Below are 14,969 nucleotides of genomic sequence, written 5' to 3'. Positions count from 1 at the left end.
ACGAGATTTTGGGTGAAAAAACAGCCTGTAGCATGAGTTCTCTCACGCCGCAGGCTGTTTCTTTGTCATATAGGAAATAACATACACAAAAAGTTGTCAACTTAGCCTTTACAATGGTTTTAAGCTTCTTATTCACTATTCCCTATTACTTATTCCCTGCCCTGCCGCTAGACACTGGCAGGTTTCAGTTCTTTTGCGAAATGACAGGCCACATACCGCTCCGGCTCCAGCTCCCTTAGTTCAGGGGTGGTCGCTTTGCAGATTTCCTGTCGGTGTTGGCAACGGCCATAAAATCGGCAGCCATCCGGCGGGTTGATGGGGCTTGGAATATCCCCTTCCAGAATAATTTTTTCCTTGCTGGAGTGCAGCGAAGGAACAGGAATGGCCGATAACAATGCCTGGGTATAGGGGTGGAGGGGGTCTTTAAAGATGCTGTTGTACTCCGACAGTTCTACAATTTTCCCCAGGTACATGACGGCGATTCGGTTACTCACATGCTTCACCACGCTCAAATCATGAGAAATGAAGAGATACGTTAATCCAAACTCTGCCTGCAGGTCCATCATCAGGTTCAGAATTTGTGCCTGAATAGAGACGTCCAGCGCTGAGACAGGCTCATCCTGCACGATGAACTTTGGCTTCAGAGCCAGGGCCCGGGCAATGCCGATTCGCTGGCGGCGGCCGCCGTCCAGTTCGTGGGGGTAGGTGTTGATAAGGCGGCGGGCCAGCCCCACTGTGTCCATCAATTCTTCCACCCGTTGCTGCATATCTGTTTTAGCCCGGTAGACTTTATTTACCACCAGAGGCTCCGAGATGATTTCAGAGATGCTCATCCTAGGGTTCAGTGATGCAAAGGGGTCCTGAAACACAATCTGCATTTCCTGGCGCATTTTTCGCATTTGGTCCTTGTTGTAGGTGAGAATGTTCTCACCTTCAAACCAGATTTCTCCGGCGGTAGCCTCCAGCAGACGCAACAGCACACGGCCTGTGGTAGACTTGCCGCAGCCTGATTCACCAACCAGACCAAGGGTTTCACCCTTGTTAATGTAGAGGTTCACATCATCCACTGCATGCAGCAGGCCTTTTTTGGTGTGAAAATATTTTTTGAGATTTTTGGCTTCCAGCAGCTTTTCAGCCATTCAATTCACCTGCCTCTTCGGGGGTAATCGCTTCGTAAAGAAAACAACTCACCGCGTGGTCGGGTGCAATTTCTGTGCGGGCAGGCTCCCTCTGGGAGCATACGGGCATGGCTTTGGGACACCGGGGGTGGAAAGGACAGCCGGGTGGCAGATCAGTGGGGTCGGGCATTAATCCTTTGATGGGCTTCAGCCGGGCATCGTCTTCTTCAATATTGGGAATAGAGCCAAAGAGTCCCAGTGTGTAGGGATGCTTGGGGTCGGTGAAAAGTTTCTCTTTGGTGGTATTTTCAACAACGTTCCCCGCATACATAATGGCCACCTTGTCGCAGATTTCAGCCACGATTCCCAGGTCATGGGTGATCATAATCATGGAAGTGCGAAACTCCCTTTTCAGTTTATTCATCAGTTCAAGTACCTGGGCTTGAATGGTGACATCCAGCGCTGTGGTGGGCTCGTCAGAAATGAGCAGCTCCGGGTTACAGGCCAACGCGATGGCGATGATCACCCGCTGTTTCATGCCCCCCGAAAACTGATGAGGGTACTCGGTGGAGCGCTCCGGTGGAATACCAACGGTGGTGAGCATGTTAAGGGAACGCTTGGTGGCTTCGGCAGCGCTCACCTTTTGGTGCAGTTGGATCACCTCGGCAATCTGATCACCAACGGTCATCACCGGGTTCAGGGAAGTCATGGGATCCTGGAAAATCATGGAGATCTTATTTCCCCGAATCTTGCGGATTTCTGAAGGCCGCTTTTTCAGCAGATCTTCCCCCCGGTACAGAATTTCGCCGTTGAGAACCTTGCCCGGTGGGTCAGGCACCAACTGCATAATGCCCAAAGCAGTGGTGGTTTTACCGGCACCGGTTTCTCCCACCAGCCCCAGGGTCTCGCCCTCATTGATCTCCAGGCTCATGTTGTTAACAGCCTTGGTAGTACCCTCATGGGTGATATAGTGGATGGTTAAATCTTTTATTTCCAGCAATTTGGTTGCTTCACTCAATCAAATCAGCCCCTCTTAATTCTTGAGCCTTGGATCAAGGGCATCCCTTAATCCGTCGCCCAGCAGGTTCAAACCAAAAATGGTGGTCATAATGGCCAGACCAGGGAAGGTGGTCATGTGCCAGTAATCACGAATGTACTGGCGTCCCTGGGAAAGCATGGCTCCCCATTCAGGTGTGGGTGGTTGAAAGCCCAAGCCGATGAAGCTGAGGCCGGCAGCGGAAAGAATGGCATTGGCCACACCCAGGGTTCCCTGAACAATCAGGGGGGCCAGGGAATTGGGCATGATGTGCTTCGATATGATACGCATGTCATTGGCACCGACAGCCCGGGCAGCCTCAATGAACTCCTGGTCTTTGATGGTGATCACCGATGCCCGCACAATTCGGGCATAAGTGGGTATGGTGGCGATCCCCACGGCAATCATCACGTTGCGAAGGCCCGGCCCCAAAGAGGCCACAATGGAGATGGCCAGTAGTATGGAAGGAATGGCCATGAGGATGTCGATTCCCCGCATAATGATGTTATCCAAACGGCCTCCATAGTAGCCGGCCACTGCCCCCAAAAATCCACCTACGATGAGGGAAATACTCACGGCAATAAAGCCGACCATGAGAGAAATTCTGGAACCATAAATGATGCGGGACAGGATGTCACGGCCAAAGTTGTCGGTTCCCAGCAGGTGCTCCCGGCTGGGGCTCTGGAAGGTGCGCAGCAGATCCTGGTCGTCATAGTGATAGGGAGCGATCCAGGGGGCGAAAATAGCACTGAGGATGAGAATGGTTATAATGAACAGGCCCACCATGGCAGCTTTATTTTGCTTTAACCGGCGCCAGACTTCAAGCCACTGGCTCCGTTTTTTCTGGTTGGCGGGTTTCATGGCTGAACTGACAGTTGCGTTGACAGTAGATTCAATGGGGGCATCAATGGTTTGGCTATCATGATGAATCTGATGCTCCGGGTGCCGATGCTGATCCTCTTTAACAGGATCATCCCGCAGTTCTTGATCAAGGACAAGCTTTTCTTCGTGTTTTTCTTGCATCGTCGTAAGGCCTCCTCTTCGGCATCCAGGTTACTTGTACTGGGATCGGATCCGGGGATCCACATAAGCATACAGGATGTCGACTATCAAATTAACAAAACTGAAGGTGACGGCGATAAACAGAACGCCTCCCTGCACCATGGGAAAATCTCTGGTTCTGATGGACTGAACCATCAGGTTTCCCAGACCGGGAATGGAAAAAATGGTTTCTGTTAACACCGCGCCGCCCAGCAGATATCCAAACTGCAGGCCTACAACAGTCAAAATGGGGATCAACGCATTTTTAAGGGCGTGGCGGTTGATCACCTTGGACTCCACCTGTCCCTTTGCACGGGCGGTTCGTATGTAATCCTGGCGAACCACCTCAAGCATGCTGGAGCGGGTCATACGGGTAATCACCGCTGCTGTGGAAGTGCCGATGGTGAGAGCGGGGAGTACCATGTGCTTCCAGGTTGAGAAGCCTGATGAAGGGAACCAGCCCAGGTAGACGGAGAAGGCCAGGATCAGCATCATCCCCTGCCAGAAGTTTGGCATGGAGACCCCTACCAATGCCAGTACCATGGAGAAATTATCAAAAAATGAATATTGTTTGGTGGCCGATATTATACCGATGGGAATCCCCATGGCCACCGCCACCAACACCCCCAGACCAGCCAGTTTCAGGGTGGTGGGAAAACGGGCCACCAGTTCGCCGGTGACAGACCGGTTGCTTCGGTAAGACCGTCCAAGATCCTGATTCACCGCCACATCTTTTATGTAACGGCCAAACTGAATAAAAAAGGGATCATCCAGGCCCATTTCAGCGCGCAGGCGCTGTACATCCGTTTCAGATGCCTGTTCTCCCAGAATGATTCGTGCAGGGTCACCCGGTGTAAAGTACATCATAGTGAATATAATGAAGGTTACACCCAGGATCACCGGAATCAGTAAAAGCAGTCTTCTGAGAATATACTTATACATCGCCAGCCTCCTAGTTCTTTACCTGCCCTGCGGGCCAGGCATAAAAATAAATAGTGCGAATGATGAAATAATACCACCCATAAACAATCATGTAGAGCAAATGCCCTACATGATTGTTTGATCGCCTTGATTGTATGAAATGCCATGGTGTCAATGATCAGCATGAATGGCCGATTCAAATGGTAGATGTGTTAACAGGTGCTGTTTGTTTCCTATTCGAAGGAGACGTTGAACAGCTTGTGATGGCCGGCAGGGTGATTGCGGAAGCCCACCACATTGTTGGCCGTGGCTGTCAGGTCTTCGCCGGTCCAGGTAAAGATCCAGGGAGCGTCGTTGCGGATAAGCTCCTGCGCTTCAAGATAGGCGGCTTCGCGTTCTGCCGGATCGGTTGAGACTTTACCGATATCCAGGAGTTCATCAACCCGGGGGTTAGTGTAAAAAGTACGGTTGCCGGCTTCGCCATGCTGGCTGCTGTGGAACAGGGCATACAGACCGTAGTCTGGGTCGCCTGTGACGGTTACCCAGCCCAGAATGAACATTTGGTGTTCACCTGCAGCGGTGCCATCCAGGTAAGCGCCCCACTCCAGCACCTGAGCATCAGCATTGATGCCGATTTCACGAAGCTGGTTCTGAAGGATTTCAGCAATGTTGATACGCTGTTGGTTTTCGTTGGTCCAGATGGTGGTGGAGAAGCCATCGGCATAACCGGCTTCTGCCATCAGTTCTTTGGCTTTTTCAAGATCATAGCCATAAGGTTCCAGATTTTGGTTGGAAGCCCACACGTTGGGGCCCAGAGGACCTTTGGAGGGCGCACCAGTGCCCATGTAAACAGCGTTAACAATGGCATCCATGTTCACCGCGTAGTTGATGGCCTGGCGTACGCGCACATCATCAAAGGGAGCTTTGGCGGCGTTGAAACCAACGTAGGTGGTGGAGAAGTTGGGGCTGCGGATCATTTTCAGATCAGGATTGCCTTCAACACGGCTCACATCGTTGGGATCAATGTCGTAAGCGATGTGTGCGCCGCCGGTTTCAACTTCGATGGAACGGTTGGCATTTTCAGGTACATTTCTCATGATGACACGGGACACTTTGGCAGGTGTGCCATGATACTCATCGTAACGCACCAGTTCCACCCGGTCACCGGTGGTCCAGCTGTCATATTTGAAAGGGCCGGTTCCCACGGGGTTTTGACCGTAGTCTTCGCCGCCATCGGTAACAGCTTTCTCATTCAGAATGCTGGAAGCGGTGTGGGCCAGATGAGCCAGAATAGGACCAAAAGGCTCTTTGGTGGAGATGCGAATGGTGTAATCATCGATGACGTCAATCGTTTCGGGGTCAATTTGACCCACGATGTGCCCGATATGGGAAGATTCAAGGGCCCGCAGCAGTGTGAACTCGACGTCACTGGCTTTGAATTCTTCGCCATTGTGGAAAAGAACGCCCTGCTTCAGTTTGAATTCGTAAGTTCTTTCATCAATCACTTCCCATGATTCGGCCAGGCCGGGTTCGAGTTCCATTTCTTCATTTTGGACAATGAGACGCTCATAAATTTGTGCCATCACCCGGGATGAAGGTTGGTCGTTGGTGGCGTGGGGATCAAGAGAAACTGGGTCAGCCCCCTGTGCAACAATGAGGGTTTCGTCGGTCTGTGGTGCATCCACAACAGGCGCCTCTGCGCCTGGCTCGCTGGGTTCTGCAGGTGCCGGAGCGGGTTCGCTGCCGCCGCATGCAGTGACCATCAGGGCCAGTACCAACATAAGGCTTAGCAAAATGTACTTTTTCTTTTGGTTCATGATAAATCTCCCTTCTCTTCTTTTTTATTCAAACACGTTGAAGTTGCTGCCTCAGCGCGCTTAAATCTGGTGGACGGGGTTCATGAGATCAAAATACCCCCAATTAGAAATTCTAACCATGCGTCACCCTAAACAAAAACTAAACAGAATTTAGGGTAAAAAAAGAACAAACCTATAAATATTCGGCGAATCGAATATTTATGCGATGCCGGTGTTCAGCATGCGGTCTGTTTTTATCCGGGTTATAGAAACTGTAAAAAACCTTTCTGAAAACAATCAAACAAAATTCCAATTTTGTGGCAAGCTTCCACGAATCGTTAAAATGACAGACTGTTCGGTATCATTATAACGTAAGATTCGATAATGGGCAATCCTCTTTTTGGAGGACACTTGTCCACGGTGGAATGACAACCGTGGACAAGTGTCCTCCCATTCAGCACATTTGGTGGCAGGACCATTTAAAACACAACATGTAAACGACTACACATTGAAACGGAAATTCATGATATCCCCATCCTGCACCACATATTCCTTCCCTTCCAGGCGCACTTTTCCCAGCTCCTTCAGTTTGACCATGCTGGGATGCTCCCGGTAATCGGCAAAGGCAGTGACTTCAGCACGGATAAAGCCCTTTTCGATATCGGTATGGATCTTGCCTGCAGCGCGGCGGGCGATGGTTTCCCGTCTTATGGGCCAGGCACGCACTTCATCTTCACCGGCAGTAAGAAAAGAAATGAGGCCCAGCAGATCATAGGCGGTGCGCGCCACCTGGTGAATGCCCGGCTCCTGAATATGCAGTTCTTCCATGAACATATCCCGTTCATCGGCCTCCAGCTGGCTGATCTCCTGTTCTGCCTGGGCGCTGAGAACAATCAGCGGCAAGCGGTGGTCAGCACAGTATTCTTCCAGGGCTGCTTTCATGGGAAAGTCGCCGCTGGTTAATTGAGACTCATCAATGTTGGCCACCAGCATCATGGGCTTTTCTGAAAGAAAACCGAAATTTCGCAGCAGTTCCTGTTCTTCTTCATCCAGTTCCATTTCATGAAGAAGCTGGCCATTTTCAAGGGCTTCCTGGCATTTTTCCAGCACGGCTTTTTCTGCCTGATGCTCTTTGGTGATTTTCTTGCCGGCGTCAATACGGCCAATGCGGTTTTCGATGACACCCAGATCGGAAAACAAGAGTTCCATGGCAATGGTTTCCACATCCCGCAGGGGGTCGATGCTGCCTTCAGGGTGCATCACCTGGGGGTTGTCAAAGACCCGCACCAGATGGATGAGGGCGTCGGCTTTTCGAACAGCATCCAAAAACTGGTTACCCACACCTTTGCCGGTGCTGGCGCCTTTCACCAGGCCGGGCACATCCACCAGTTCAACGGTGGCATAAGTGGTTTTTTTAGGATGGTATTGACTGGCCAAAAAATCAATCCGTTCATCGGGGATTCTGGCCATGCCGGTATGGGCTTCCACCTTTCCTGTGGAAAACCCGCTGGTTTCAATATTTTGACCTGTCAACAAGTTAAAGAGTGTTGTTTTTCCGGTGGTGGGCAAGCCCACAATTCCCATTTTCATGATTGTTCCTCCCTGTTTTTCAATGCTTTGTTCTATTTGTTGGCTCCTTGTTGGTTCCTTTTGCTGGCTCCCTTTTTGGTTGTTTTTTGTTGGTCTTCCGCACACTCAGTCTGCGGAAGAACGGTGAATATCCACATAGGTTCGCACAAAATGGTGATAAAGTCCCTGCAAATTCTGAAGGGGTTCCAGAGTGACAGAAAATGAGTGACCATTCGCATTGCTGATGGGCAGCACGCCTGGAGAGGTGCCGGTAAGAAAAAGGGCATCGCCTTTTAGTAAGAAGGCGCGGGAAATGGAAGTTTCCTGAATCTGGTATCCCAGGCGATGTACCAGTCGCATCACCACCTGGCGGGTAATTCCCTGAAGCACCTGAGCTGCCGGCGGTGTGTAAAAAACATTCTGTTTGATGACAAAAAAATTGGAGCGGCTGCCTTCGGTAACTTCATCAGACTGATTCACCAGCAGGGCTTCATAAGCACCTGAGGATTCCAGGGCCTTCAGAATGGGTGCCCGAAAGCTGGTGGAAATGATTTTGGCATTGGGGTTTTTTCGTTCTGCCGGGTGCAGGATCACTGGAACTCCCTGATGCAGATCTTTGTCACTGGGGTATCGGGTAGTGATGAAGAATAGATAGGTATCAGGACTCAATGTGTTGTCCCAGTGATTCACCACCACTTTCAAATTATGATTCAATACCTGGTTTTTTTGGATCAGCAGGTCCATTTGGCTGCGGAGGTTTTCTCGATTCAGTTGAAAAGAGGCACCGGCCAGTGCCAGTGACTGCTGCATGCGATCCAAATGTGCCTCCCAGAAAAGAGGAACGCCGTCGATGACCCGAATCACTTCATACACGGAAGGATAGCGGATAGCCATATGAGGATCAAATTCTTCAACAGCATGCAGATGACCATTCAACAGAAAAAAAGATTTTTCGATTTCCCGGTGACTCATGGATGATTCCCCCTGTGGCTTGAAGCATGCCATATTCCGGACTTATTGTATCATACCGGAGGAAAATGAAAAAGCAGGAAGTTAACCTGAAGAAAAAACCTGTGGAAAACGGGCTCCAAAGGGTAAAGCATTGGTTAATAATACCGATAACTACATTAGAGAATGACGTATAGGAGGGAGCCTGAATGAAAATTGATGGAGCAGCAGTAGAGCGCATGCAGCCTGCTGAAAGAACAGCTCTGAGGCAGGGAAGCCAACAAGTTGAAGTGACGGATGTGAAAGTCGGACATTTTCCCAGACAGGCAGAAACGGTGCAACCGACTACCTTGAAAGAAAAGCATCAGGAAGATCAGGGGCGTCCCACTGATCTGAAAGAGTTGGAAAATGCCATAGAAAAAGCCAACAGAAGTTTTAAGAGCTTCAACCGACGTTTTGAGTATTCGATACATGACCAGCTGAACAAAGTGATGGTAAAGGTGATTGACAGCAGCAGCGACCAGGTGATTCGGGAGATTCCGCCGGAGAAGTTGCTGGATGTGGTTGCCAATATGCTGGAGGTAGCCGGTATCATTGTTGATGAAAAAGCATAAACGATGCGGCGGTTGGACACACTGATGAATGGAAATAACACCAGGGACACATGACAGAAAAGGCGGCGGTCGCCGGCTGAAAGGAGTGTTTGAGAATGACAATGCGATTAGGCGGACTCAGTTCCGGTATTGATGTGCAGGGAATGATTGATCAGATGATGCGGGTGGAGCGCATGAAGGTGGATCGCTATCTCCAGCAGGAGCAGCGTACCCAGTGGCGCCAGGAAGGCTTGCATGATATGACCAAAAGTCTGGCCAATTTTTTGCTGGACGCCCGAAAAGATTTTGGTCTGAATCAGGTAACCTACACCGGCCAGTTCAGAGCAACGAATGTGGATCAGTTCAACTGGGTGAAGAGTGCCCGGTCATCTAATACAACAGCGGTGACGGCAACGGCTAATGCCAACGCCATGCAGGGAACCCACCAGGTACAGGTGAAGCAGCTGGCGGAAGTGGCTCGCACCAACTCATTGAACCTGAAAGACGTGCAGGTGGGCGGTGAGGATCTTCTGAAGGCGGACGGCTATACTTTTAACCTGAGTGGAGAAGACACCCAGAACCTGGAGATTAACGGTGAAACCTTTACAGTGAAAGCAGGTGACACTGTCTTCACTTTGGTGAATCAGATTAACCGCGCCACAGACGCAGACGGAAAATCTCTGGGACTCAGCGCCTCTTATGACCGTGAAGTGGGCAGCTTGATGATCAGCAGCCGGACCACTGGCGCCAATCAAAAGATTGATATTGGAGTCGGCGGACTGGGCAGTGCTATTTTTGAGGCTGATGATCGCAACAAAACGGGAAAAGATGCAGAAATCACCTTCAATGGCCTGGATGTGAAACGAAGTACCAATAACTTTAGCGTCTATGGCATTAATCTCAATTTAAAAGAAACCACCTTGGTGGAGGGAACCACCGACGAATACGCCACCATCAACATCAACGTCAACACCAATGTGGATGGTATTGTGGACAAGATCAAAGGGTTTGTTGACCAATACAATGGATTGCTGGATTTAATCGGTGGGAAAACCAGTGAAGCTTATCATCAGAGCTACGCTCCCCTCACCGATGAGCAAAAGCTTTCCATGACAGAGCGGGACATCGAACAATGGGAAGAAAAATCGAAAAGTGGGTTGCTGCGTAACGACGAAACCCTGACCCGAATGGTTCAGAACATGCGAGGCCTGCTCTACGAGCCGGTCAAAAATACCACAGGCACCTTCAACCAAATCACTCAAATTGGCATCACCACCGGCAATTTTCGTGATGGAGGACGTTTGGTAATTGATGAAGATAAACTGCGGGAAGCCATTGCTGCTGATGCAGACGGTGTGATGAATTTGATCTTTAAAACCTCTGACGCCACCGATTCTAAGGAACGCTCACAAAACAGCGGTCTGTTCCAGCGAATCAACGACGAGATAGTCATCGGGATGAAAGATTTGGTGCGACGGGGAGGCACCGGTGAAAATGCCAGCCTGTACCGGTCGGTTCAGGGAAATATGCTCATCGACTATGTCACTAAAAACAGTTCCCGCAGCTTGATGGATCGAGAACTCAGCACTCTCAACACTCGTATTGCCCGGGAAGAACAGGCTTTGTTCCGAAAAGAAGAAGCATACTGGAAACGGTTCACAGCCATGGAGAAAGCCTTGAGTGAGTTGAACAACCAAGCCAGCTGGCTGGGAGCTCATATGGGAGCTATGTAAGGATTTCTTTCAGGAGGCAGTTATGGACATCAATGAAACAGTGAACAATCTGACGCAGTATTTAAATGAAAAGCAGGGGATCCTCAAAGATCTCCTGCGTTTTACCATGGAACAAAAGGATCTCCTGAACACATCGGAAAATCTTGATCTGGAAGCCTTCACCCTTCTTTTGACAGAAAGGGGTCAGCTGATGGAACAGGCAGACAAGGTGGATGCCCTGTTTCTCACCGCTTTTAATAGCTTGAAAGAGCATTTGGGAATCAAGTCGATGGAAGAGATTCCGGCGGGAGAAATTTCCCGTGAACAAGTGCATGGGCTGCAGGGTGCGGTTGACCAGGTGCAGCAGTTATTGAAGGCGATTCAACAGGTGGATGACGAAAACCGTGAATCCATGAAGAAGCAAATGGCCTCTTTAAAAAAAGAGATTACCCAGGTACAGCAGGGGAAAAAGGCCATTCATGGGTATGCCAATACCAAACAGCCCCAGCCCCCCCTCTTTATGGATCAAAAAGAAAAGCCTTCGCGAAGAAAATGAGCTGAGTGAGAAACTTGGTTCAAGCGATTTGAGAGTTGCGGAAGATGTTATAGCGGGCAACTCATCTGAAACTGTCGGTTGGCTGTTACCCAAGCACAAATGATAACAAACCCGTAACTGCTGTCTCTTATACCGGGACAGCAGTTTTTTGCAGTTTAATGGCTTTGTTGACGGGTTTTGGGAAGCATTGCATGCAAGCGCGGGTGAAAAGAGTGCCTGATTCAACAGATCCGCTTTCATTATTATATATAATGGCAGGATCATCTGGTATAATGACAAAAAGGAAATCTGGTTCAGAGATGGTCAGAATGAGTACATTGACGATGTTTTACCAGAGTAAACGCCTGCCCGGAGGGATACAATGAAACCAAGTTACTTGCGAATTCGCGACGAACTCAACCGCATGATTGAAGAAAAACAGCTGGAAGTGGGAGTAAGGCTGCCTTCTGAATACGAAATGGCCAGCCGGTTCAACGTTAGCCGGGAGACTTTTCGAGCAGCAGTTAAACTGCTGGAACAGGAGGGAAAACTCCTGGTGAAGCATGGCGTGGGCACCTTTATTATCAAACCTCTGGAGAGTATTCCCAGCAGCCTGGAGCAATTACAAAGCATGGGGGCCATGATTCGGCATGCGGGCATGCGTGAAAGTGAAAGTCGTGAATCGATTGGTAAACAGAATTGCCGGAAAGAGTGGGCACAGGCGTTGGGACTGAATGAGGGCGATGAAGTGCTGGTACTTGAAAGAGTACGTTTTGCAGATGATGAAGCAGTGGCTTTCTCAATCAACGTGATGCCCTATCAACTTGTGGGAGAAGCCTTCGAAAATGATGATTTTGCCGGATCCCTCTTCTCTTTTCTGGAGCAGCACTGTGAAATTTACGTCGCCCGCGCCGACTCGGAACTAATGGTTCCCGACAGTATTTCGCCGGAGATCAGAAAAATTGACCCCACAGGCAGCAAAACGGTTATGATTATGAAACAAGTGCATTATGATGAACGGAACAGAGCAGTTTTGTACTCAATTGATTACATGAGAAATGACGTTTTTCGATTCAGGGTTAGAAGACAGCGCGGTTAATGGCGGTTTAAAGCACTGAGCGGTTTAAAGCACTGCAAGGAATCAAAGAGTGAGTCTCAGCAAAATCCATACGGGCCGCAGCATTCATTGACGAAGCAACAGCTGGAAATATCCGGCTGTTTTTTTGATGAACAAAGTAGACTGAAAATTTACCCATTCTTAACACAAGAATGCGAACAATTATGGTATACTTGTCTTAGATGTATAGACATCTCAATCAGGTTTGCAACGCACCTTATACAGCAGGAAGGGAGCCGGAGTTCATGTCAATAACCCGTTTCGAAGAGAACCGACTTCATCAGGTTGAATCAAAATGGAAAATCATCGGAAACCGTGGACTATTTGCAGGAATCATGGCTTTTATTGTTGTGTGGTCGCTCTTCCCGGTTTACTGGATGGCCAATAATTCATTAAAAGGCAGACTGGAGCAGTTTTCAAGCATTCCCACCTTCTACCCGCATGCGCCCACCCTGGAAAATTATCATCGGCTGTTTCAGGAAATGGGATTTTTGGGAACTATTGGTAACAGCGCCATGGTGGCCTTTGTTTCTTCTGTTTTGGCAGTTGCCTTTGGAAGTCTGGCAGCTTACGCACTCTCTCGATACCAGTTTAAAGGAAAACAAGTGTTGCTGGCATGGATCCTTCTAACACGCATTTTTCCACCAGTTGCTTTTGTTATTCCCCTTTACAGTATCATGGGAAATGTGGGCCTGCTGAACACACGCATTGCATTGATCCTGGCTTATATTGTGTTCAACCTTCCCTTTGCCATTTGGATGCTCATCGGATTTTTCAGCGAGATACCCATTGAAATTGAACACAGCGCTCAGGTGGATGGTGCTTCACCCTTTCAGGTTTTTCGGCAGATTGTGCTGCCGCTGGTGGCGCCAGGTTTGGCTGCCACAGCCATTTTCAGTTTTGTCATGTCATGGAATGAGTTCATGTATGCCATGATCTTTATCCAGTCGCCTGATCTGGTGACCGTTCCCGTGGCATTATCAGGGCTGGTCACTGAGTACCTGGTGCTTTGGGGACCAATGAGTGCCGGGGGTATTTTATCAACCATTCCCATTCTGGTGTTTGTCATCTTTCTGCAGGATTATCTGATCAAGGGACTGACACTGGGAGCGGTGAAAGGATAAATGCTGGACAACCCAATGAAAAGATTCACTGTCAACGAAGATTGGTGAGATGAAAAGGAGGAACTAACGTGAAACGTATTTGGCAAAAGAAGCACTGGTGGGCACTGGTACTGGTTGGAGCCATGTTGTTGGCAGCTTGCGGACAGCCCGCTGCTCCAGCTCCAGCTCCGGCTCCCGCTTCCCCACCGGCGCAGGAAAGTGAAAACAATGATGCTGATCAGCCGGGTGTGGCCTCCATTGCCATTGCAGCCAGAGCCGGGGCCATGGCAGATGCACTGAAAGCTGTAGCAGCTCAGTACACACAGGAAACGGGTATCGATGTACAGGTTAACGACATGCCGTATGATAATTTAAAGGAAACCATTGTATTGGATGTTAGAAACAATTCAGGTGCCTATGACCTGGTGATGATGGATGATCCATGGATGCCGGAATTTGGACAGGCCAACCTCCTTGCCAATCTGGATGATTACTTCACTGAAGGAGTCGACCCGGATTTTGTGCCCACCACCATTAATCTCTCCCGGGAACCATACGGAACAGGTTCATTATACGCACTGCCACTGATCGGCAATGTGCAGATGTTTTTCTACCGGGAAGACCTGATTGAAAAATATGACCTGACACCGCCGGAAAACTGGGATGATGTGCTGGCCATAGCAGAAGTCATCACACGGGAAGAGCCGGATACTTTTGGCTATGCCTTGCGCGGGCAGCGTGGAAATCCCATTGTCTCCAATTATATGCCCCTCTTCTGGGCCTATGGCGGACGGGTGTTGGATGAAAATGGAGTGCCGCAGGTGAACTCAGAAGCAGGTGTGAAAGCCATGGAAACCTACATGAAGTTGAAAGACCTTGGCCCCGTTGGAGTTGAGGCCTTTGACAGCGACCAAATCGCAACTGCCTTGACACAGGGGCAGGCAGCCATGCTGGTGGCTTGGCCTTCATGGGTGGCGATGGTGGATAATGAAGAAGATTCACTGGTAGCGGGAAAAGTGGCTTTTGCAGCTGTGCCGGGGCAGGTGAACGAATCAGCAGCCATGATTGGAAACTGGTTGCTGGGAGTTCCCAGAACTTCATCAAAGATTGAGGCCGCCGTTGACTTTATGAAATGGGTCACCAGTGCAGAAGTGCAAAAAGAAATGGCCATGATCGGGGGAGGCGTTCCCACCCGAAGAAGCGTCTATCAAGACCCCGAATTAATTGAAAAGTATAGACATTATCCGGCGCAGCTGGAAGCTTTGGAGCGGTCGGTTGCCAGACCAAGAACCCCATATTGGAGCCAGATTGAAGATGTTTGGGGCATGTATCTTTCTCAGATTTTGGCAGGTCAGGTGGAAATTCAGGAAGGCCTTGACCGGGCCAATGAAGAAATTAAAAACATGCTTCCCTAACAGTACGTGTTTAAAGAAACGGGTGGAATCCACCGGTTCGGACGAATCACTTGCTTAGATATCTG

At 49.5% G+C, this 14,969-nt stretch carries 13 protein-coding genes; 6 read left to right on the top strand and 7 right to left on the bottom strand.

Annotation, left to right across the window (positions count from 1 at the left end; translation table 11 throughout):
* Positions 1 to 167 precede the first annotated feature (167 nt).
* The 7 genes from QOL74_RS15430 to QOL74_RS15400 form a co-directional block, all read right to left on the bottom strand.
* Positions 168 to 1,139, bottom strand: a complete 972-nt coding sequence (locus tag QOL74_RS15430; protein WP_283410396.1) for an ABC transporter ATP-binding protein — start codon at positions 1,137 to 1,139, stop codon at positions 168 to 170.
* Positions 1,132 to 2,136 carry an ABC transporter ATP-binding protein gene (locus QOL74_RS15425; RefSeq protein WP_283410395.1) on the bottom strand — a complete coding sequence of 335 codons (1,005 nt, stop codon included), beginning with the start codon at positions 2,134 to 2,136 and terminating at the stop codon, positions 1,132 to 1,134. The genes QOL74_RS15430 and QOL74_RS15425 overlap by 8 nt, the downstream gene beginning before the upstream one ends.
* Before the next feature lie 15 nt (positions 2,137 to 2,151).
* Entirely contained in the window at positions 2,152 to 3,177 is a 1,026-nt protein-coding gene (locus QOL74_RS15420) for an ABC transporter permease (protein ID WP_346771758.1), read from the bottom strand.
* Between the two features lie 30 nt (positions 3,178 to 3,207).
* A complete protein-coding gene (nikB, locus tag QOL74_RS15415; protein WP_283410394.1) occupies positions 3,208 to 4,137 on the bottom strand; it encodes a nickel ABC transporter permease in 930 nt (309 codons plus the stop codon).
* 212 nt (positions 4,138 to 4,349) lie between these two features.
* A complete protein-coding gene (locus QOL74_RS15410) occupies positions 4,350 to 5,933 on the bottom strand; it encodes a glutathione ABC transporter substrate-binding protein (protein WP_283410393.1) in 1,584 nt (527 codons plus the stop codon).
* Between the two features lie 480 nt (positions 5,934 to 6,413).
* The gene (gene ychF / locus QOL74_RS15405) at positions 6,414 to 7,502 is read right to left on the bottom strand and encodes a redox-regulated ATPase YchF (RefSeq protein WP_283410392.1); all 1,089 of its coding nucleotides are present in this window, start codon (positions 7,500 to 7,502) and stop codon (positions 6,414 to 6,416) included.
* A 105-nt stretch (positions 7,503 to 7,607) separates the two neighbouring features.
* Positions 7,608 to 8,453, bottom strand: a complete 846-nt coding sequence (locus QOL74_RS15400; protein WP_283410391.1) for an aminotransferase class IV — start codon at positions 8,451 to 8,453, stop codon at positions 7,608 to 7,610.
* 185 nt (positions 8,454 to 8,638) lie between these two features.
* On the opposite strand from QOL74_RS15400, the gene QOL74_RS15395 reads away from it, so the two are divergent.
* From QOL74_RS15395 to QOL74_RS15370, 6 genes are all read left to right on the top strand, one after another.
* The gene (locus QOL74_RS15395) at positions 8,639 to 9,043 is read left to right on the top strand and encodes a flagellar protein FlaG (RefSeq protein ID WP_283410390.1); all 405 of its coding nucleotides are present in this window, start codon (positions 8,639 to 8,641) and stop codon (positions 9,041 to 9,043) included.
* Positions 9,044 to 9,138: 95 nt separating this feature from the next.
* Positions 9,139 to 10,755 carry a flagellar filament capping protein FliD gene (gene fliD, locus QOL74_RS15390; RefSeq protein WP_283410389.1) on the top strand — a complete coding sequence of 539 codons (1,617 nt, stop codon included), beginning with the start codon at positions 9,139 to 9,141 and terminating at the stop codon, positions 10,753 to 10,755.
* A 22-nt stretch (positions 10,756 to 10,777) separates the two neighbouring features.
* On the top strand, positions 10,778 to 11,290 hold the full coding sequence (gene flgN / locus QOL74_RS15385) for a flagellar export chaperone FlgN (RefSeq protein WP_283410388.1): 513 nt from the start codon (positions 10,778 to 10,780) through the stop codon (positions 11,288 to 11,290).
* A gap of 361 nt (positions 11,291 to 11,651) precedes the next feature.
* Positions 11,652 to 12,368 (top strand): GntR family transcriptional regulator, encoded by a 717-nt coding sequence (locus QOL74_RS15380; RefSeq protein ID WP_283410387.1) that lies wholly within the window; start codon positions 11,652 to 11,654, stop codon positions 12,366 to 12,368.
* A 263-nt stretch (positions 12,369 to 12,631) separates the two neighbouring features.
* Entirely contained in the window at positions 12,632 to 13,510 is an 879-nt protein-coding gene (locus QOL74_RS15375; RefSeq protein WP_283410386.1) for a carbohydrate ABC transporter permease, read from the top strand.
* Positions 13,511 to 13,578: 68 nt separating this feature from the next.
* A complete protein-coding gene (locus tag QOL74_RS15370; RefSeq protein WP_283410385.1) occupies positions 13,579 to 14,904 on the top strand; it encodes an ABC transporter substrate-binding protein in 1,326 nt (441 codons plus the stop codon).
* Positions 14,905 to 14,969: the final 65 nt, after the last annotated feature.

This window comes from Anoxynatronum buryatiense, from assembly GCF_900182905.1.
GTDB classification, from domain to species: domain Bacteria; phylum Bacillota; class Clostridia; order Peptostreptococcales; family Tindalliaceae; genus Anoxynatronum; species Anoxynatronum buryatiense.
The sequence above is the reverse complement of the archived record's forward strand: the minus strand, read 5'-3'. Positions and strand labels throughout refer to the sequence as shown.

Excerpts from the sequence above, each read along its gene's own strand:
- ychF (WP_283410392.1), bottom strand. The coding sequence starts at position 7,502 with ATGAAAATGGGAATTGTGGGCTTGCCCACCACCGGAAAAACAACACTC.
- QOL74_RS15410 (WP_283410393.1), bottom strand. The coding sequence starts at position 5,933 with ATGAACCAAAAGAAAAAGTACATTTTGCTAAGCCTTATGTTGGTACTG.
- flgN (WP_283410388.1), top strand. The coding sequence starts at position 10,778 with ATGGACATCAATGAAACAGTGAACAATCTGACGCAGTATTTAAATGAA.
- QOL74_RS15400 (WP_283410391.1), bottom strand. The coding sequence starts at position 8,453 with ATGAGTCACCGGGAAATCGAAAAATCTTTTTTTCTGTTGAATGGTCAT.
- fliD (WP_283410389.1), top strand. The coding sequence starts at position 9,139 with ATGACAATGCGATTAGGCGGACTCAGTTCCGGTATTGATGTGCAGGGA.
- nikB (WP_283410394.1), bottom strand. The coding sequence starts at position 4,137 with ATGTATAAGTATATTCTCAGAAGACTGCTTTTACTGATTCCGGTGATC.
- QOL74_RS15430 (WP_283410396.1), bottom strand. The coding sequence starts at position 1,139 with ATGGCTGAAAAGCTGCTGGAAGCCAAAAATCTCAAAAAATATTTTCAC.
- QOL74_RS15375 (WP_283410386.1), top strand. The coding sequence starts at position 12,632 with ATGTCAATAACCCGTTTCGAAGAGAACCGACTTCATCAGGTTGAATCA.
- QOL74_RS15420 (WP_346771758.1), bottom strand. The coding sequence starts at position 3,177 with ATGCAAGAAAAACACGAAGAAAAGCTTGTCCTTGATCAAGAACTGCGG.
- QOL74_RS15395 (WP_283410390.1), top strand. The coding sequence starts at position 8,639 with ATGAAAATTGATGGAGCAGCAGTAGAGCGCATGCAGCCTGCTGAAAGA.
- QOL74_RS15380 (WP_283410387.1), top strand. The coding sequence starts at position 11,652 with ATGAAACCAAGTTACTTGCGAATTCGCGACGAACTCAACCGCATGATT.